Below are 18,459 nucleotides of genomic sequence, written 5' to 3'. Positions count from 1 at the left end.
ATTGCATTTGCCATATGGCATGAACCCGCCTGGAGGTACTCACGTGAACAAACTGCTTCGTTCGCTGCTCTTCGCCCTCGCCCTGTCGCCACTTGCGGCGCTCGCTGAGGGGCCGGTCGACGTCAATACCGCGGACGCCGCCGCACTCGAAACGGTCAAGGGAATCGGGCCGGCGAAAGCCAAGGCGATCGTCGAATACCGCAAGGTGAACGGTGCTTTCGCGAGCGTCGACGATCTGACGAAAGTGCCCGGAATCGGGGATAAATCGGTCGCCCAGCTGCGCGAGCAGCTCACCGTAAGCGGCGCGAAAAAGCAGGTCGCGAAGTCGAAATAGTTTTCCCGCATTCGACCGGCGGCTTCCGACGCCGCCGGCCGTTCAGCGGCGCAGCGGGCGCGCGTTGCCGAAACGCGCCGCGCTCACCACAACGAGCGCGTGTCGAGCCACACCACTTGCGCGCCGCGGCGCCGGGTTTCACGGTACAGGTGCGCAGTGCCGCCGGCGCCGTCCGCCCCGCCGCCGTTCCACAGGCACAGGAAGCGCAGCCTGTCCGCGCCCCAGCGGAGGGCGATGTCGAGCGACCACAGATTGCAGCGCTCGCAGGGGGCGGCGTTTTCGGGAACCGCGAGGTGCGCAAGCGTGATCGGCCGCGCCGGCATGACCAGCGGCGGCGACGCGAGGCTACCTTTCAACGCAAGGTAGCGCTCCCGCCAGCGTTCGCCGTCGAGCGACGGCAGGATCTTGCATTCGATGAACTGCGCTTCGTCGAACGGCAGCAGCATCTGCAGGTGCACGCCGCGGGCGCGGCACGCTTCCAGAAACAGGATGTCGCCGCCGCTCGCGCCCTGCGCGAGCGCCAGATCGCCGGCGCCGGCTTCCCATGCGTCGAGGGCCTCTGCGATGCCGCGTGCCGCGACAGCTTCCCGGGCGGCCGGGAAACGTGGCGTACGCCGGTCGGGCGCGTCGATGCGGTGGCCGCTGAACAAAAAAACCCGACGCGGCACAAAGGGCAGCGCAAGGGAAGAACTGGCCGTCACTTCAATTTCCTCGGGCGTCGGTTTTCGAAGCCCCGTGAAATCCGCAGATCACGGAGCGGATATGGCATTCATGAGCAAGAGAGCCGAGCGTCGCGCGGGCGGCGCAAAAAACCCCCGCCCCCGCCCGGTGCTGCAGCTTCCGTCGAAATCCGTGCAGCACCGGCCGACAATGCAAACCGGTTATCGGGAGCGAGCGCGCCGACCGCGCGGCGCCACTCTACCAGACCTCGCGAACGAGCGCTGCCGGGGCACGGCCGGCGCGCGCCTGTATAATGGCCGCCATTTTCAATCGCAATCGGCAGTATCGGGGATTTTATGGCGGGTCATTCCAAGTGGGCCAACATCCAGCACCGCAAGGGTCGTCAGGACGCCAAGCGGGGCAAGGTATTCACCAAGCTGATCAAGGAGATCACCGTCGCCGCGCGCATGGGCGGCGGCGATCCGAACTTCAATCCGCGCCTGCGCCTGGCGGTGGACAAGGCGAAGGCCGAGAACATGCCCGGCGAGAACATCGACCGCGCGATCAAACGCGGCACCGGGGAACTCGACGGCGTCAGCTACGAGGAAGCCCGTTACGAGGGTTACGGCATCGGCGGCGCGGCCGTGATGGTCGATTGCCTCACTGACAACAAAACGCGCACCGTCGCCGACGTGCGCCACGCGTTCTCGAAATACGGCGGCAACATGGGCACCGACGGCTGCGTCGCGTTCCAGTTCAAGCACTGCGGCCAGCTGATGTTCGCCCCGGGCACGAGCGAGGACGCGCTGATGGAAGCCGCGCTCGAGGCCGGGGCCGAAGACGTCGTGACGAACGACGACGGCTCGATCGAAGTCCTCACGGCGCCGTACGAGTACACGAACGTCAAGGATGCGCTCGAGAAGGCCGGCTTCAGGGCCGAGTTCGGCGAAGTCACGATGAAGCCGCAGAACGAGACCGAACTCTCCGGCGGCGATGCCGAGCGGATGCAGAAGCTGCTCGATGCGCTCGAATCGCTCGACGACGTCCAGGACGTATATACGTCGGCCGTGATCGACGAATAAGGCGCCGCACCCCCGCAACGAACCGCCCACCGGGCGGTTTTTTTCGTCAATGTTTGAACTCAAACAAATTGATGAACGGTAAGATTGCGTGGTTCCGCCATTTTCCATTCCGCGCGAGCCGCCCGCTGACCGATGCCGACCCTGCCGCCTTCCCTCACCGCCGCCGCCCCGCTGCTGTTCGTGCTTCTGTGGAGCACCGGCTTCATCGGCGCGAAGTTCGGCCTGCCCTACGCCGAGCCCCTGACCTTTCTTTCGACGCGCTATGTGCTGGTGATCGCGCTGATGGCCGTGCTGGCGCTCGCGACCCGCGCGCGCTGGCCGAACGACTGGCGCCAGGCGGCGCATATCGGCGTCGCCGGCCTGCTCGTGCACGCGACCTATCTCGGCGGCGTCTTCATGACGCTGCACCGCGGCCTGCCGACCGGCGTCGCGGCGCTCGTCGTCGGCATGCAGCCGCTGCTCACCGCGCTCGGCGCCGGCTGGCTGCTCGGCGAACGCGTCACCGCGCGGCAATGGGCCGGGCTCGCGCTCGGTTTCATCGGCGTGACGCTGGTCGTCAGCAACAAGGTCGCGTTCGGCAACGGATCGTCCGCCCAGCTCGGCTGGATGCTCGCGCCGGCGCTCGCGGCGCTCGCCGGGATTACCGCCGGGACGCTGTACCAGAAGCGCTTCTGCCCGTCCTTCGACCTGCGCACCGGCTCGGTCATCCAGTTCGTGCCGTGCCTGCTCGTCACCGCGTTTTTCGCGAGCCGCACCGAGACGATGCAGATCGACTGGAGCGGCGAGTTCGTGTTCGCGATAATGTGGCTGGTGCTGGTGCTGTCGCTCGGCGCGATCAGCCTGCTGAACCTGCTGATCCGCAGCGGCAGCGCGGTCAACGTCGCGAGCCTGTTCTATCTCACGCCGCCGACGACGGCGCTGATGGCGTGGCTGCTGTTCGGCGAGACGCTCACCGGGTTCGCGCTCGCCGGAATGGTGATCGCCGTGTCCGGCGTGTGGCTCGCGCGCAAAGTCTGAAGCCCGTTCAGTTGCGCTCCGGGCCACCGTCGCCGCTCGGCGCCCGCCGGGGGGCCGCCTGCTCCGCGGCCGACAGCGCAGGACTTCCCCCGCCGCCGACGAACAGACTGCCGAGCCAGCCGGCGAACAGCAGCAGCGCGAGCTTCACCATCAGCCAGCCGGCACTCTCCTGCTGGTCGACGAGGTAGCTGTTGCATACGCGCACCGGCGCGGCGATGTACAGCCAGCCGAGCACCGCGAGCATGCTGATGAAGTTGGTCCAGACGAAGCCGCGCCCGATCGGCCCGAGCCGGCGCCACGCCAGCGCGAGCGGCAGCCCGACGAGCCCGGGCAGGCTGATGAACTTCACCGCTTCGACGAGCGGGCTCGCGAGCGCGTCGTCGAGCGCACGCGGCAGCATCCACCAGCTCGACGCGAAGATCGCCACCACGACATACGGCACCGCACCGCCGCCCGCGTCGAGCAGGCGCTCCTGCCACGCTACCGGCAGCAGGCGGCACGCGACGAAGCCGATCGCGGCGAGCAGCGGAATCTGCACCAGCATGTGGCCGCTCATCGTCGCTTCGAGCGCTGTGCGCAGCGGCGGCGCCGCGAGCAGCAGATACAGCGCGCCGAGCACGCGAAAACCCAGTTGCGGACGGGCGAGCGCGGCGATCACAGCGCCTCCGCGAGCTTCTCGGCAAACTGCAGCGGCGCCTCGAGATCGCTGATTTCGACGAGGCGCCCGTCGCGGTCGACGAGGTGGATCGCGGCGTTGTGCTCGAACCCGCCAAAGCGGTCCGGGATCACGACGACGCCGAACGCCTCGAGAAGCGCCTGCAGCTGCGCCGCGTCCCGCACTCGCGCGATGCGCCAGTGCTCGCCATCGGCGCCGTGACTGCTGCCGTAGAGCTTGAGACTCGCCGAATCATCGCGCTCGGGGTCGAAGCTGATGCTCAGCAATGCGACGTCCCGCCCGAGGGCGTCGGCGGGCACGCGGTCGCGGATCTGTTTGAATGCCATGCCGAGGCTGCGGCAGATCGTCGTGCAGCGCGTGTAGATGAATTCGACCGCGAGCAAGCGCCCGCGGTAGTCGTCGAGGCCGAAGACGCGGCCGTCCTGGTCTTCGAGGACCGCCGCGGGCAGCGGGCGCGGCGCGCGCAGGATGTCCGCCCGGCGGGCGGTTTCAGCGGTGAATGCGCTGAAACCGTCAGTCCCCCACCAGAACGCGCCGGTGCCGAGAACGCTCACCAGCACCGTCAGGACGACGCTGCGCGCGGCCGTACTCATCGACCCGGACTCATGCGGGGGCGCTGCGCGCAACCGGCGCACGCTGGTAGTCGTGGCGCGCGAGCCCGATGCGGGAGAAGAAGCGCACGATGAACACCAGCGACGACGCGATCACGAGCACCGCAAACACCGACGCGATGCGGTCGTACGGCACCCATTCGGGCAAGTGGGCAGCGTAGCGGCGCGCGACGCTTTCCTTGCCGGAATACAGGAAGCTCATCGTGAAGCCGAGCACCGACGACGTGAAGAGCCAGAACGCGATGCGGTCGACCAGATGATCGTCGTGCTCGTCGCTCGGCTTGCCGAGGTAGTACATGAAGCCGAACACCATCGTCACCATGCCGAGCAGCAGGTAGGTGTGGAAATGGCCGGGCACCCACAGCGTGTTGTGCATCACGTAGTTGACCGTGATCGTGCCGTCGATGAACGCCGGCATCGCGCCCGCCGCCCAGCCGAACAGCGACAGGAACAGCAGCTTCGACGCCATGTCCCAGCGGATCCCCGAGCGATACACGATCATCAGCGCGCCGTAGCCGGTGACGACGAGGATCGGCACGGTGTTCAGGTAGCCGATGATGTGGCCCATGATCAGCATCCACTTCGGGAACGCGAAGTCCATCAGCAGATGGTGCGGGAAGATGAACATCACCATCAGCGTCGATGCGGTCCACGACGCGAGGAACACCTTGTTCGACTTCCACGGCCGCTGCGTGTAGCGCGGCAGGATCTCATAGACGCCGATCACCGCCATGTAGATCGTCGCGTTGATGAAGATGTGGCCGAAGAAGTAGATCATGCCTTTCGCAAGAAGCGGATCGATGTCGAACTCGGGCACGTAGAGGTTCACCAGCATCATCGCCAGGATGCTCGCGCCGACGACCAGGCCGATGACATTGACGATGGTGACCATCGCGCTCGCGACGATGGTCGGGGGCGGAGCCTTGCCGTCGTCGTGGCCGAAGAGCTGCGGCCAGCCGAGCGCGCGCGAGAAGTTCCCGTAGCGTGCGACGAGCGCGCGTGCGACGTCGAGGTGCAGCAGCAGGAAGCCGACGCCGATGACGAGCAGCCCGCTCATGAAGAGCGCTGCGGCGCCCGGGCTCCACAAGCCCATCGACTTGCCCGGCAGCGGGTAGAGGAACGTCCACGCGCCATGGAAATGCCCGAGCAGCACGCTGCCGAGGATCATCACGACGCCGCCGAGGAACAAAACGAGGTTCGCGACGAAGATGCGCGCCGACAGATCGACGTACTGGCGCAGGAAGTGCCACATGATCGACGCGCCGGCGATCGCCGCGATGCCGACCATGCCCGCGCCGTGCAAGGTCATCAGTTCGTAGAAGCGGATCGCGCCGAGCGAGATCCACTGCGCCTGCTCGAGCCGCATCAGCAGGCCGAAGACCATCATCAGCAGCAGCACGACCGCCGAGGTCGCGAGATAGGCCAGCACGCCGGCTTTCGCGCCCTGGTCGGGAATATGTTCGTAAGTGTAGGTCGCCACGTTCGTCTCCTCCGTTACTGAGCGCCGACCCGGATTTCGGTCAACATGTTGTGGTGCGCGAGGCCGCAGTACTCCATGCACAGGATCTTGTACGTCCCTTCCTCGCTGAAGGTGTGGCGCAGCGTGTTCGTGTAGCCGGGCATCGCCTGCGTCTGCGCGACCAGATGCAGGTTCGCGTCGTAGATGCCGAAGCCGTGATTGACATCAGCGCTCGTGATACGGAACTCGACCGGCTGGCCGACAGCGACGTGATCCTGACTGAGTTCCCAGCGCCACTGGTAACCTGTCGCCTCGACGACCTGTACCGGCCCCGCCCCGGTGTTCGCGCGCGCCGCGTCGTACGGCAGCTCGAGCAGCGTGTAGATCATCGCCGGGCCGAACACCAGCACGAGGCCCCAGAAAAGGCGCGTGCGCAGGCGATAAGCACTTTTTTGCAGGGGCGAATAGTCTTCCTGGCGCCGCCCGGAATTGATGGCGACAAAGGCAAAGCCGAACGCGACGAGCGCCATCAGCACCAGCGATATTTGCCAAGCGATTGGTTGCACGGTGAATTCTCCTGTCATGCGATCGTCTTCGGGACAAGCCGTCCCCCTTGCATTCTCTTAGCCAGCACTGTGCCACATCCGGCAAAGCATTGATCACAATCATTTTTCGCCTGGCGCTTAGCTGCTGGAATGTCGTCGAGGAGAAACTGAACGTTCGCTCTGGACGTTCAGTCTGAACAAAAAGGAGGATTCAGATGCCGAGCCTGGCAACCTTGCGAGTATTTCTCGACAGCCTCGAAGAAGGCGTATTGTTTCTCGACCCGGCGCGCCGCGTCCTCGAGATGAACAGCGCCGCCGCGCGGATGATCGGACACGACAACCGGCGCCTCGTCGACGAACTGTGCCCGACGCTGTTCCGCGGCACCGAGTGCGCGCGGGCCTGCGAAGCGCGCGGCGAATGTTCGCTGACCCCGGCGAAAGGCGAGGACGACAAGGTCCAGGACATCGTCGTGCGCTCGCCGACCGGCGCCGACATTCCGCTGCGCATGTGGGCGATGCTGCTGCCGCCGAACGATTCGGGGCTGTATTGCGCGATCGTGCTGCGCGACCGCTCGCGCGAACTCGAACTTGAAGCCGAAGTGCGCGACCGCTGGCAGCTCGGCGGGCTGACCGGGCGCAGCCGCGCGATGCAGGACCTCTACCAGAAAGTGCTGCGCGTCGCGGCGAGTGAAGCCAACGTGCTGATCACCGGCGAAAGCGGCGTCGGCAAGGAACTGGTAGCACGCGCGCTGCACGACAATTCGGCGCGCGCGAAAGGCCCTTACGTCGCGGTGCATTGCGCTTCGCTGCCCGACAACCTCGAGGAATCGGAACTTTTCGGCCACGCCAAAGGCTCGTTTTCCGGCGCAACCGGAGCTCGCCTGGGCCGCTTCGAAGCGGCCAACGGCGGCACGCTGCTGCTCGACGAGATCGGCGAGATCTCCGCGGCGACGCAGACGCGGTTGCTGCGCGTGCTGCAGGAGCGCGAGATCGTGCGCGTCGGCGAGAACCACCCGCGCAAAGTCGATGTGCGTGTCGTCGCCGCGACCCACCGCGACCTCGCGGCGATGGTCGGCCGCGGCGAGTTCCGCGAGGATCTGTATTACCGCCTGCACGTGCTGCCGCTGCACGTGCCGGCGCTGCGCGAGCGGCGCGAGGACATCGCGCTGCTCGCGAGCCGCCTGCTCGGCGAGCTCGGCGAACGCTACCGCCGCACCGACCTGCGGCTGTCGCCGGAAGCGATCGTCGCGATGGAGTCCTACCACTGGCCAGGCAACGTGCGACAGCTGTTCAACGCGCTCGAATACGCAGTGGTCAATTCAGACGGCGCGACGATCCTGCCGCAGCACCTGCTGCCCGAAGTCGTCGCGCCCGTCGAGGCGACCCACGAAGTGCTGCTGCCACTGCCGCTGACGCGCTACTACGCGACGCACGTGACGCCGGACGAAGAGCAGGCGCAGATCCAGCGCATGCTCGAGCAGTGCGGCGGCAACCGCGCCGAAGCCGCACGCCGCCTGGGAATGTCGCGCACGACCTTGTGGAAGCGGCTCAACCGGAGCTGAGCGGCGGCCACCGCGCCGCGTGCGGGCTCATGAAGGACACCGGACGCCGGGCGGCAGGCCGGGCGAATCTGAAAAAGCGCGTGCGGCGCTTCGGACCGGTTCACGCCTCCGCAACGATCTCCCAGACGTACATCAGGCTCGCTTCGGAGAACGTGCGCCCGGTTTCCTCGTCGCGCCACCACGCCGATTCGCGACGGTCCACCCCGAGAAAACGCCAGTGCCGCAGCTCGCCGCTGCACAGCTCGACCACATATACCCGATCCGGTTGCGGAGTCATCGTCGCTCGTTCCTCATCGTGCATGACCGCCGCCCGACCGGCGAGTTCTTGACCGTTCGCGCGCACCGCGCTGCCGGTACGACGAATGCCACGTCGTGCCGCCGCGATTCGCCCGCCGCTGCCCGAGGGCCCGTAGAATGCGCGGCATGAAAAGCGCTTCCACCGTCGTTGCCACGCGCATTCTCGGACTCGATCCGGGGCTGCGCATCACCGGCTTCGGCGTCATCGACAAGCTCGGCAACCAGCTGCGCTACGTCGCGAGCGGCTGCATCCGGACCCGCGACGGCGAACTGCCCGGACGGCTGAAGACGCTGCTCGATGGCGTGCGCGAAGTCGTCGCGGCCTACACGCCCGACCAGGTCGCGGTCGAGAAAGTGTTCGTCAACGTCAATCCGCAATCGACGCTGCTGCTCGGGCAAGCGCGCGGCGCGGTGATCTGCGGCGCCGTGTCGTGCGACCTGCCGGTGCATGAATACACCGCGCTGCAGGTCAAGCAGGCGGTCGTCGGCTACGGCAAGGCCACGAAGGAGCAGGTCCAGCACATGGTGCAGCGGCTGCTCGCGCTCGACGGCTGCCCGAGCGCGGACGCGGCTGACGCGCTCGCGTGCGCGATCTGCCACGCGCACGGTGGCCAAGGCACGCCGGGCGCATTCGCCGGGAGGCGCCGCGCCGGGCGCATCCTCGTCGCGCCGGAGCTGGGCTGACGCCAGGGGGGCGGCAAGCTCAACGGTTGACGTCGACGATCAGCCGCCCGCGCACCTCTCCGGCAAGCAACTCGCCGGAGAGGCGGATCACGTCGGCAAGGCCGACTTCGTGCGAGATCAGGTCGAGATGGGCCGGATCGAGATCGCGCGCGAGCCGCTGCCACGCTTCGAGGCGTTCCGGCCGCGGACAATAGACGCTGTCGACACCGGCGAGCGTGACGCCGCGCAGGATGAACGGCGCGACCGTCGCCGGAAAGTCCATGCCCTGCGCGAGGCCGCACGCGGCGACGACACCGCGGTACTTCATGCTCGCGCAGACGTTCGCGAGCGTGTGGCTGCCGACCGTGTCGACGGCGCCGGCCCAGCGCTCCTTCGCCAGCGGCTTGCCGGGCATCGAGAACTGGACCCGGTCGATGATTTCCGCCGCGCCGAGCCCCTTCAGGTACTCGACTTCGTTCGGCCGGCCGGTCGAGGCGACGACGCGGTAACCAAGTTTTGCGAGCAGCGACACTGCGATGCTGCCGACGCCGCCGTTCGCGCCGGTGACGAGCACTTCACCGTTTTCGGGCGTCACGCCGTGCCGTTCGAGCGCCATCACGCACAGCATCGCGGTATAGCCGGCGGTGCCGATCGCCATCGCCTGCTTCGGCGAGAACGCCGCCGGCAGCGGCACCAGCCAGTCGCCGGCAAGCCGCGCCTTCTCCGCGAGCCCGCCCCAGTGTCCTTCGCCGACGCCCCAGCCGTTGAGCACGACCAGATCACCGGCCCGGTACTCCGGGTGCGAGCTGTGCTCGACAGTGCCGGCGAGGTCGATGCCGGGAACCATCGGGAACTGCCGCACGACCGGCCCCTTGCCGGTGATCGCGAGCGCATCCTTGTAGTTCAGCGTCGAATACGCGACCCGCACCGTGACGTCGCCATCGGGCAGCCGCGCGTCATCGACGTCAGTCAGCGTCGCCCGGTAGCCGGCGTCGTCCTTCTCGATCAGTACCGCCTTGAACATGATGCCTCCTCTCGATGGAAATCCGCCCGGAAACTGCCCGGGGAAACGGTCTGGCTGTTTCGCCTCCTGAGCGGCACAACAAAATCTGGCGCGTCCCGGTGTTTTCCCGAGCGAGCAAAATTGCTGCCAGCCCCTCTCCCCTACCGCTTGCTTGCGCATGCCGCTACGGCAATGCGGTCCCGCAGCAGGCGCGCCGCGACCAATCCGTTGATGACGCCGAACAGCGTCGCCGCCGCGGCAAACACCGGTACGAGATAGAACACGCCGTCGTGCGGCACCAGCCACGCGCGCGCGAGCACGAGCTGCCCGCCGATGTGCGCGAACGCGGCGAACACGCTGAGGCTCACCGCGCCGAACCAGGGCCGCGGCAGGTGCTTCGCGACGCCCAGCGTCGCGAGGCTCGTCAGCGAGCCGGCGAGGCTGAGGAAAAATCCCGGCGCGAACAGCTGCCCGAGCAGCAGGCTGCTCGCGAACACGCGCAGCAGCCCGACCCATACCGCATCGCGCCAGCCCCAGCGCAGCAGCACGATCAGGATCACGATGTTCCCGAGCCCCGGCTTGACTCCGGGCAGCGGCAGCGGAATCGCCGCTTCGGCCACCGTCAGCACGATCGCCGCGGTCGCCAGCCGCGCGATGCGCCGGTCGTCCGCGCTCGGATGAATCTCAATAGTTGAGCGTGTCATAGTCCGTTGCGCCGCCGGAAAGGCTCAGGCTGACTTCGTTCGGCGCGCAGATCGCGACCGCGCCGGCGCGGCTCAGCCAGCCCTGGCGAACGCAATACTGGCGCGGCCCGGGATCGGAGAGGACGCGCGCGCGGCCGGGCTGGACTTCGATGCGCGTGATCCCGAGCGGCCCGGGGACGTCGACGCGCTGCGGCTGCGCGAGGCTCAGTTCGGCGAACACTGCGCCGCCGGCGCGCACGATCGCCTTGTCCGGGGCGCCGCCGCGCCACAGCAGCAGCGCCGACACGACGCATACCGCGAGCGCGCCCGCGAGCGTCGCGAAATCGCCCGGCCGCAGCAGCGCCAGCCAGTCCGCGAGGCGCGGATTCACTTGCCTGCCATGTCGGCGCCGTGGTCGACGATACGGCGCGCCGCGGAACGGTGGCGCACGAGCACGCGCAGCGTGTCGCTGAACTGGCGGCCGAGCCATTCGGCGATATACACTGAGCGGTGCTGCCCGCCGGTGCAGCCGATCGCGACGGTGAGGTAGCTGCGATTGTCGCGCGCGTAGCTGGGCAGCCAGGTCGCGACGAAGCGGCGGATGTCCTCGCACATGCGCGCGACTTCGGGGAAGCTGTCGAGAAACTCGATGACCGGCTGGTCCTTGCCGGTGAACGGGCGCAGGCGCAGATCGTAATGCGGGTTCGGCAGGCAGCGCACGTCGAAGACGAGGTCCGCGTCGAGCGGAATGCCGTACTTGAAACCGAACGACTGGAACATCAGCGTCAGCCCTTCGGTCGCCTCGATCGCAAGAAAGTCCTTGATCCAGGCGCGCAGCGTGTTCGCCTGCAGTTCGCTGGTGTCGATGCGGTGGCCGAGTTCGGCGATGCTCGCGAGCGCGTCGCGCTCGTTCTGGATCGCTTCGGCGAGCGACACGCCTTCGCTGGCGAGCGGATGGCGGCGACGGGTTTCCGAAAAACGCGCGATCAGCGTGTCGTCGCGCGCATCGAGAAAGATCACGCGCAGATCCGAGGCGATGCCGCGCAGGTATTCGACCTGCTGCGGCAGCGCCAAAAGGCTTGCGCCCGAGCGCACGTCGACGGCGATCGCGACACGCTCGTGGCCGGCGCCGTGCAGTTCGGTCACCAGTTCGGGCAGCAGCGTCGCGGGCAGGTTATCGACCGCGTAATAACCGACGTCTTCGAGCACTTTCAGCGCGATGCTCTTGCCGGAACCCGACAACCCGCTAATCAGCACGATCTGCATGACCGGACACTCCCCCTATCGCGGGGATTATGGCAAAAGTCGTAGAGGCAGGCCAGCGGCGAACACTCGCGCCAATGCAAACAGCATTCAGGCCGCGACCAGCCGCCCTGCTTCACAGCGCGCGACCCCGGCGCGCGACAGTTCCGCGACGAGCCAGTCGGCGAGCGCCTCCGGCGCCTGGCCGAGGAAACGCGCGTTGGCTTCGCGGTAGAGTGGCACGCGCGCGAGATGTTCGGGCAATTCATCGAGCGCGATCGAGCCCAGATCGAGCAGCGAGAACGTCATGCACGCACGGATCGCGTTGCGCGCGATGCGCGCGCCGTCGTCCTCGAACGCCTTCAGGCGGGCAAACGCCCGCGCCAGTGCATCGTCGAACTCGACGAACGGTGCGCCATGCCCCGGAATGACGACATCGACCGGCAGGCGCGCGATCGCCTCCAACGTGCGCCGCGCCGCGCCGATGCCGTCGCCGGTGCCGAGCACGTCCGCGAACAGGATGCCGAAGCCGTCGCGCCACAGCGCGTCGCCGGAAATCAGGATGCGGCGGTCGGCGTTGTGGAACACCAGGGCGTCCATGTCGTGCCCCGGCGCTTCGAGCGCCTGCCAGGTCAGCCCCCCCATCGCGACGCTCTCGCCTGCGCGCAGCACCTCGTCGGCCTGGAAACGCTCGCCGGCCTGCTCGGCCGTGCTGAGCAGCAGCGCTGCCTCGTCCCACTCGGCCACGGCGCCCGCCATCCCGGCAGGCACCGTGATCGCGCAGCCGAACGCCCGCTGCACCGCGGCGTTGCCGCCGATGTGGTCGGAATGCGAGTGCGTGTTGATCAGCCGAGCGAGGCGCCGGCCGTCGAGCGTGCGGTGCAGCAGCGCGACCGTCTGCGCGGCATGGCTGACGTAGCCACTGTCGACCAGCGTCGCTTCGTCGCCGTCGAACAGCACGACGTTGTTCGACGAAAGCCAGCCGCGCTCGAGCACGGCGATCGTCGCCGGAAGCTGCGGCGCCGTGCTCATTGCGACCCTTCGCCGACCTGTGCCGCGACGTTTGCCGGCAGCGGCACTTTCGCCGGCGTCTGCGCGGGGGCGGGCGCGACCGGCACGCCGTCGATCTCCTCGGGCGTGCGACCGCAACCGAGACACACGCCGCTATCCCAGTCGATCATGCACACGCCGACGCACAATGCATCGCTCATCGGGCCGCCTCCGCGCGCGCTGCGCTCGCCGCGGCGAGGGCCTGCGCGCGGCGCCGGTCGATCGCGTCGAGAATGCGGCGTTTCTCCGCGTCGGCCTGGCGGCTCCAGCCGGCGATCTCGTCGAGCGAGCGGAAGCAGCCTTCGCACAGGCCAGTGGCCGCATTCATGCGGCAGATGTTGATGCAGGGGGAAGCGATATTCATCGTGTCGTCGGAGTCGGGCGAGTCGTTGTCGTGTGGGTGTCGTTTGTTGCGGTGTTGTTGCCTTTGGTCCGCTGCGGGCCGGTTCGGTTCGCGTCAGTCGCCCTGTGGTCGCACTTACGGAACCCCCGGTCGCGGGCGCGGCCGGAACAGCTTGCCGATGAAGCGCCACAGCAGCACGATCAGCACGCCGGCGAGCAGGACGAACACGACGAGCGCGACGAGGAACCACAAAGGATGCTGCAGCAGCATCCACAGCCCGCCGGCGAACATCGCGTCCTCGCCGAGCGAAGTCGTGACGTTGCTGAGCGGCTCGGGCGACGTGTTGATCGCCGCTCGCGCGCCCGCCTTCGCGAAATGCGTGCCGGCAGCGAGGGTGCCGCCGGCGAGCCCTGCCGCGACCTGCATCGCGCCGCTCTGGTCGCCCATCACTGCCGCGGCGAGCGCTGCGCCGGCGGGAATGCGGATGAAGGTATGCACCGCATCCCACGCCGAGTCGAGCCACGGCAGCTTGTCGGCGAAGAACTCCGTGACGAGCATGAAACCGGACAGCCCGAGCACGACCGGGTGCGCGAGCACTTCGAGGCCGCCGGGCAACTGCACGCCGCCGAAGCGCTCGAGCGCGCCGAGCGCGAAGACGAGCGCGTAGAGCCGCAGCCCGCTCGCCCAGCCGAGGCCGGCAGCGAGCGCGGCGAGCGACGCCAGATCGAGCGGAACGTCACGCCAGTCGAGCAGCGGCGTCAGCCCCTGCAGCGCGGTGCTCCAGCCGGCCAAGTCATCCATCTCGCGCTCGGCGCGGCAGTGTTCAGCCCTGCGCCACCCAGGCGGCCGGGCGCTTCGACAGGAAAGCGTCGAGACCTTCCTGCGCTTCCGGCGTCGCGCGCAGCCTGGAGATGCGGCGCGCAGTGTCTTCGACGACTGCGTCGCCGACCGGCCGGTTCGCGACGTTGCGGATCAGATCCTTTGCCGCGGCCTGCGCTTTCGGCCCACCCTGCAGCAGCGCCGCGACGATCTCCGCGACTTTCGCGTCGAGCGCTGCGGCCGCGACGACTTCGTGCGCGAGGCCGATCTCCGCGGCGCGCGCGGCGGTGATCCGCTCCGCGGTCTGGAAGTAGCGATACGCCTGGCGCTCGCCGATCGCCCGGATCACGTAAGGGCTGATCGCCGCCGGGATGATGCCGAACTTGACTTCGGAAGTCGCGAACACTGCCGGTTCGGCGGCGACGCAGATGTCGCACGCCGCTGCGAGCCCCATGCCTCCGCCGAGCGCCGCACCCTGCACGCGCGCGATCGTCGGCTTGCCCATTTCGGCGATCGTGCGCAACATGGCGGCGAGCCGGCGAGCGTCGTCGAGGTTGTCCTCGACGCTGGCTGCGGCGGCCGCCTTCATCCAGTTCAGGTCCGCGCCCGCGGAGAAACTCTTGCCGCGTCCGGCGAGCACGACGACGCGCACCGTGTCGTCGGCGTCGAGTTCGCGGCACGACGCGGTCAGGTCCGCGATCAGCTGCGCATTGAACGCGTTATGCACGTCGGGACGGTTCATCCATATGGTCGCGACGCCGTCCTGGATGCCGATTTCGAGAGTGTCGTAGTGCATTCCTGTCTCCGTTTGGTGACGCGACGGATCCCTGCGCCCGCGCCCGTCGATCACGCCTCCAGCGCGCGCCCGATCACGAGGCGCTGAATGTCGCTTGCGCCTTCGTAAATCTGGCATACGCGCACGTCGCGATAAATGCGCTCGACCGGGAAGTCGGTCACGTAGCCGTAGCCACCATGGACCTGGATCGCATCCGAACACACTTTCTCGGCCATCTCGGACGCGAAAAGCTTCGCCATCGACGCTTCCTTGAGGCACGGCCGGCCGGCATCCTTGAGGCTGGCCGCGTGCCACACGAGCTGCCTCGCGGCTTCCAGTTGCGTCGCCATGTCGGCGAGGCGGAAGTTCACCGCCTGATGCTCGAAAATCGGCTTGCCGAACGTCTCGCGCTCGTGCGCGTATTTCACCGCTGCGTCGAGCGCCGCGCGCGCCATGCCGAGGCACTGCGCGGCGATGCCGATGCGCCCCGCTTCGAGGTTCGACAGCGCGATCCGGTAGCCCTCGCCTTCGGCACCGAGCAGCGCATCCGCCGGCACGCGGCAGTTCTCGAACAGGATCTGCGCGGTGTCGGACGCTTTCTGCCCCATCTTCTCCTCGATGCGCGCGACGCTGTAGCCCGGGGTGGCAGTCGGCACGAGGAAGCACGAAATGCCTTTCTTGCCGGCCGACTTGTCGGTCACCGCGAACACGATCGCGACGTCCGCCTCGCGGCCGGTGGTGATGAACTGCTTGACGCCGTTGATGACCCAGCCGTCTCCGTCATTGTCGTTCACTCGCACGGCGGTGGTCTTCAGCGCCGAAGCGTCCGAGCCGACGTGCGGCTCGGTGAGGCAGAAGCAGCCGAGCATCCGGCCGCTCGCGAGCGGCTTCAGCCACTTTTCCTTCTGCGCGTCGGAGCCGTAGCGGTTCGGAATGCCGCACGCGAGCGAGTTCTGCACGCTGACGATCGTCGAGGTCGCGCCGTCGCCGGCCGCGATTTCCTCGAGCGCGAGCACGAGGCTCACGTAGTCCATCCCCGCGCCGCCCCACTGCTCGGGCACGACCATGCCGAGCGCGCCGAGCTCGGCAAGCTCCTTGAGCGCTTCGCGCGGAAAAGTGTGGTTGCGATCCCATTCGGCGGCGAACGGCGCGAGGCGCTCCTGCGCGAACGCGTGGAGCGAGTCGCGGATCATTTCCTGCTCTTGCGTGAGGATCATTTAGACGAGCTCCACCGCCACCGCGGTCGCTTCGCCGCCGCCGATGCACAGGCTCGCGACGCCGCGCTTCTTGCCGTATTTCTTCAGCGCACCGAGCAGCGTGACGATGATCCGGGCGCCGGACGCGCCGATCGGGTGGCCGAGCGCGCACGCGCCGCCATGCACGTTGACGCGGTCGTGCGGCAGGTCGAGTTCCTTCATCGCTGCCATCGTGACGACCGCGAACGCTTCGTTAATTTCCCACAGATCGACGTCGCCGACGTTCCAGCCGGCCTTCGCGAGCACTTTCTGCACCGCACCGACCGGAGCGGTCGTGAACCACTGCGGCTCCTGCGCGTGCGTCGCGTGCCCTTGAACGGTCGCGAGCGGCGCGAGGCCGAGCTTGTCGGCGGTCGAGCGGCGCATCAGCACGAGTGCCGCGGCGCCGTCGGAGATCGAGCTCGAATTCGCGGCCGTGACGGTGCCGTCCTTCTTGAACGCGGGCTTCAGGCCGGCGATCTTGTCGATCTGCGCTTTCGGCGGCTGCTCATCGCGGTCGACGACGACGTCGCCCTTGCGCCCCGGGACCGTCACCGGCGCGACTTCCCAGGCAAAGCTGCCGTCCTGGATCGCGTTCTGCGCGCGCATCGTCGAGGCGATTGCGAACTCGTCCTGCGCAGCGCGGCTGAAGTCGAAGTGGCGCGCGCAGTCTTCGGCGAAAGTGCCCATCAGGCGACCTTTGTTCTCTTTCGAGTAGCTGTCCTCGAGGCCGTCGAGGAACATGTGGTCGAGCACCTGGCCATGGCCGAGGCGGTAGCCGCCGCGCGCCTTCGGCAGCAGATACGGCGCGTTCGACATCGACTCCATGCCGCCGGCGACCATCACGTCGTTCGTGCCGGCGACCAGCAGGTCGTGCGCGAGCATCACCGACTTCATGCCGGAGCCGCACACCTTGCTGACCGTCGTGCAGCCGGCCGACAGCGGCAGGCCGGCGCCGAGCGCAGCCTGGCGCGCCGGCGCTTGCCCGACACCCGCCGGCAGCACGCAGCCCATCAGCACTTCCTGCACCGCTTCGGGGCTCAGCCCGGCGCGTTCGACGGCGGCCCGGATCGCGACCGCGCCCAGCTGCGGGCCGCTCAGCGCCGACAAATCGCCCTGGAAGCCGCCCATCGGCGTGCGGGCGGCGGAAACGATGACAACGGGATCATTCATGCTTTCTCTCCTGTACGGCTTATGGGGATCACCGGCTCTCAGGCCAGCGTTTCGAGCGCCGCGACATAGCGCGGCAGCAGGTCTTCGGGGCGCGTCACGTTGAGGCCCAGGTCACGCACCAGGCCGTTCTTCAGCCCGTAGATCCAGGCATGCACCGCGAGCGGCTGGCCGCGTTTCCACGCGTCCTGCACGACCACAGTCTGGGCCACATTGACGACCTGTTCGAGCACGTTCAGCTCGCACAGCCGGTCGTGCGCGAGCTCCGGCGGTAGCCGATCGACCGCCTGGCGGTGCTTGACGTGCACGTCCTGCACGTGGCGCAGCCACAGGTCGACGAGGCCGACCCGCTCGCGCCCGAGCGCCGCCTTCACGCCGCCGCAACCGTAGTGGCCGACGACCATGATGTGCTTGACTTTCAGCACGTCGACGGCGAACTGGATCACCGACAGGCAGTTCAGGTCGGTATGCACGACGACATTCGCGACGTTGCGATGCACGAACACTTCGCCCGGCAGCAGACCGACGATCTGGTTCGCCGGCACGCGCGAATCCGAGCAGCCGATCCACAGGTATTCGGGCGCCTGCAGCTTCGACAGTTTCTCGAAGAAACCGGGGTCGATGTGCTGCATCTGCCTCGCCCAGGCGCGGTTGTAATCGAAGAGGTGGAACAGGTTTTCGTTCGCCACTTCTTCCTCGGACCAGTTTTCGAGGTCCAGCGCGAGGAAAAGCGTCCCTTCGACCGGCGTCGGGTAGTAAGCCGGCACTTCGGTGAAGCCGAGTTCGCGATACAGCTTCACGGCGATGCGCATCGTCGGCAGCGTGTCGAGCAGGATGCGGCGGTACCCGATGTCCTTCGCCGCGCGGATCGCCGCGAGGACCAGTTCGCGACCGACGCCCAGCCCGCGCAGCGTCGGCTCGACGTACAGCCGCTTCATTTCGCAGATGCCGTCGGAGAACGGGCGGATGCCAACGCAGCCCGCGGGCTGCCGGTCGAGTTCGGCGTAGAAAAGCCGGCCCTGCGGCGCCCCGTACGCTCCCGGCAACGACGCCATCTCGTCGCCGAAACCCTGGAAACACAAGTCGACGCCGATCGAAGCGGCATAGTTGCGGAAGAACTGGCGGACGTGGTCGAGGTAGACTCCGTCATCGGCGCCCAACACGCGAAGTTCGACTGGCACAGAAAATTTCCTTCAGTTTTGTCTGTAACACCGCGACCGCGCCGCGGCAGCT

The 18,459-nt window shown here is 67.7% G+C and carries 23 protein-coding genes; 5 read left to right on the top strand and 18 right to left on the bottom strand.

The window, feature by feature from the left end; genetic code table 11:
* Positions 1-43 precede the first annotated feature (43 nt).
* Positions 44-334 (top strand): helix-hairpin-helix domain-containing protein, encoded by a 291-nt coding sequence (locus PA01_09850; protein ID KON81852.2) that lies wholly within the window; start codon positions 44-46, stop codon positions 332-334.
* Between the two features lie 83 nt (positions 335-417).
* Here the strand turns inward: PA01_09850 and PA01_09845 are convergent, their stop codons facing one another.
* Complete coding sequence (locus PA01_09845) at positions 418-1,035, bottom strand: hypothetical protein (GenBank protein KON81851.1); 618 nt, start codon at positions 1,033-1,035, stop codon at positions 418-420.
* A gap of 315 nt (positions 1,036-1,350) precedes the next feature.
* Between PA01_09845 and PA01_09840 the strand changes: the two genes are divergently transcribed.
* Both PA01_09840 and PA01_09835 read left to right on the top strand, forming a co-directional pair.
* The gene (locus PA01_09840; protein KON81850.1) at positions 1,351-2,076 is read left to right on the top strand and encodes a YebC/PmpR family DNA-binding transcriptional regulator; all 726 of its coding nucleotides are present in this window, start codon (positions 1,351-1,353) and stop codon (positions 2,074-2,076) included.
* 132 nt (positions 2,077-2,208) lie between these two features.
* Positions 2,209-3,093: a DMT family transporter gene (locus PA01_09835; GenBank protein KON81849.1), complete on the top strand. Its 885-nt coding sequence runs from the start codon at positions 2,209-2,211 to the stop codon at positions 3,091-3,093.
* A gap of 7 nt (positions 3,094-3,100) precedes the next feature.
* Here PA01_09835 and PA01_09830 read toward each other — a convergent pair whose 3' ends face one another.
* From PA01_09830 to PA01_09815, 4 genes are read right to left on the bottom strand one after another with little or no spacing between them, the layout of a single operon-like run.
* Entirely contained in the window at positions 3,101-3,751 is a 651-nt protein-coding gene (locus tag PA01_09830; protein KON82432.2) for a hypothetical protein, read from the bottom strand.
* The gene (locus PA01_09825; GenBank protein ID KON81848.1) at positions 3,748-4,362 is read right to left on the bottom strand and encodes an SCO family protein; all 615 of its coding nucleotides are present in this window, start codon (positions 4,360-4,362) and stop codon (positions 3,748-3,750) included. The genes PA01_09830 and PA01_09825 overlap by 4 nt, the downstream gene beginning before the upstream one ends.
* A 10-nt stretch (positions 4,363-4,372) precedes the next feature.
* Positions 4,373-5,860, bottom strand: coding sequence for a cbb3-type cytochrome c oxidase subunit I (locus PA01_09820; GenBank protein KON81847.1), 1,488 nt, complete (start codon positions 5,858-5,860; stop codon positions 4,373-4,375).
* Positions 5,861-5,874: 14 nt separating this feature from the next.
* Positions 5,875-6,405: a cytochrome C oxidase subunit II gene (locus PA01_09815; GenBank protein KON81846.2), complete on the bottom strand. Its 531-nt coding sequence runs from the start codon at positions 6,403-6,405 to the stop codon at positions 5,875-5,877.
* Positions 6,406-6,599: 194 nt separating this feature from the next.
* Here PA01_09815 and PA01_09810 point away from each other — a divergent pair, with 194 nt between their 5' ends.
* Positions 6,600-7,946: a sigma-54-dependent Fis family transcriptional regulator gene (locus tag PA01_09810; GenBank protein KON81845.1), complete on the top strand. Its 1,347-nt coding sequence runs from the start codon at positions 6,600-6,602 to the stop codon at positions 7,944-7,946.
* A gap of 100 nt (positions 7,947-8,046) precedes the next feature.
* Here the strand turns inward: PA01_09810 and PA01_09805 are convergent, their stop codons facing one another.
* Positions 8,047-8,223, bottom strand: coding sequence for a hypothetical protein (locus PA01_09805; protein KON81844.2), 177 nt, complete (start codon positions 8,221-8,223; stop codon positions 8,047-8,049).
* Between the two features lie 146 nt (positions 8,224-8,369).
* On the opposite strand from PA01_09805, the gene ruvC reads away from it, so the two are divergent.
* Complete coding sequence (gene ruvC, locus PA01_09800) at positions 8,370-8,927, top strand: crossover junction endodeoxyribonuclease RuvC (protein KON82431.1); 558 nt, start codon at positions 8,370-8,372, stop codon at positions 8,925-8,927.
* 19 nt (positions 8,928-8,946) lie between these two features.
* Here the strand turns inward: ruvC and PA01_09795 are convergent, their stop codons facing one another.
* The 12 genes from PA01_09795 to can form a co-directional block, all read right to left on the bottom strand.
* The gene (locus tag PA01_09795; GenBank protein ID KON81843.1) at positions 8,947-9,930 is read right to left on the bottom strand and encodes an oxidoreductase; all 984 of its coding nucleotides are present in this window, start codon (positions 9,928-9,930) and stop codon (positions 8,947-8,949) included.
* Positions 9,931-10,070: 140 nt separating this feature from the next.
* The gene (locus PA01_09790; GenBank protein KON82430.2) at positions 10,071-10,613 is read right to left on the bottom strand and encodes a Gx transporter family protein; all 543 of its coding nucleotides are present in this window, start codon (positions 10,611-10,613) and stop codon (positions 10,071-10,073) included.
* The gene (locus tag PA01_09785) at positions 10,594-10,983 is read right to left on the bottom strand and encodes a NusG domain II-containing protein (protein ID KON81842.1); all 390 of its coding nucleotides are present in this window, start codon (positions 10,981-10,983) and stop codon (positions 10,594-10,596) included. Before PA01_09785 ends, PA01_09790 begins: the two co-directional genes overlap by 20 nt.
* Complete coding sequence (rapZ, locus tag PA01_09780) at positions 10,980-11,858, bottom strand: RNase adapter RapZ (protein ID KON81841.1); 879 nt, start codon at positions 11,856-11,858, stop codon at positions 10,980-10,982. The genes PA01_09785 and rapZ overlap by 4 nt, the downstream gene beginning before the upstream one ends.
* 87 nt (positions 11,859-11,945) lie before the next feature.
* Positions 11,946-12,866 carry an MBL fold metallo-hydrolase gene (locus PA01_09775; protein ID KON81840.1) on the bottom strand — a complete coding sequence of 307 codons (921 nt, stop codon included), beginning with the start codon at positions 12,864-12,866 and terminating at the stop codon, positions 11,946-11,948.
* Complete coding sequence (locus tag PA01_09770; protein KON81839.1) at positions 12,863-13,045, bottom strand: DUF1289 domain-containing protein; 183 nt, start codon at positions 13,043-13,045, stop codon at positions 12,863-12,865. Before PA01_09770 ends, PA01_09775 begins: the two co-directional genes overlap by 4 nt.
* Entirely contained in the window at positions 13,042-13,248 is a 207-nt protein-coding gene (locus PA01_09765; GenBank protein KON81838.1) for a DUF1289 domain-containing protein, read from the bottom strand. The genes PA01_09770 and PA01_09765 overlap by 4 nt, the downstream gene beginning before the upstream one ends.
* A 114-nt stretch (positions 13,249-13,362) precedes the next feature.
* Positions 13,363-14,028, bottom strand: a complete 666-nt coding sequence (locus PA01_09760; protein ID KON82429.2) for a DUF4126 domain-containing protein — start codon at positions 14,026-14,028, stop codon at positions 13,363-13,365.
* A gap of 22 nt (positions 14,029-14,050) precedes the next feature.
* Positions 14,051-14,842, bottom strand: coding sequence for an enoyl-CoA hydratase/isomerase family protein (locus PA01_09755; protein KON81837.1), 792 nt, complete (start codon positions 14,840-14,842; stop codon positions 14,051-14,053).
* Between the two features lie 50 nt (positions 14,843-14,892).
* Complete coding sequence (locus PA01_09750; protein KON81836.1) at positions 14,893-16,038, bottom strand: acyl-CoA dehydrogenase; 1,146 nt, start codon at positions 16,036-16,038, stop codon at positions 14,893-14,895.
* Positions 16,039-17,229, bottom strand: a complete 1,191-nt coding sequence (locus PA01_09745; GenBank protein KON81835.1) for an acetyl-CoA C-acetyltransferase — start codon at positions 17,227-17,229, stop codon at positions 16,039-16,041. It abuts the gene before it with no gap.
* A gap of 38 nt (positions 17,230-17,267) precedes the next feature.
* Positions 17,268-18,407: a carbonate dehydratase gene (gene can, locus PA01_09740; protein ID KON81834.1), complete on the bottom strand. Its 1,140-nt coding sequence runs from the start codon at positions 18,405-18,407 to the stop codon at positions 17,268-17,270.
* Between the last annotated feature and the right edge of the window lie 52 nt (positions 18,408-18,459).

Source organism: Azoarcus sp. PA01, assembly GCA_001274695.2.
Classification (GTDB): domain Bacteria; phylum Pseudomonadota; class Gammaproteobacteria; order Burkholderiales; family Rhodocyclaceae; genus Aromatoleum.
Note: the sequence above shows the minus strand (reverse complement) of the source record. Positions and strands in the feature narration are given on the sequence as shown.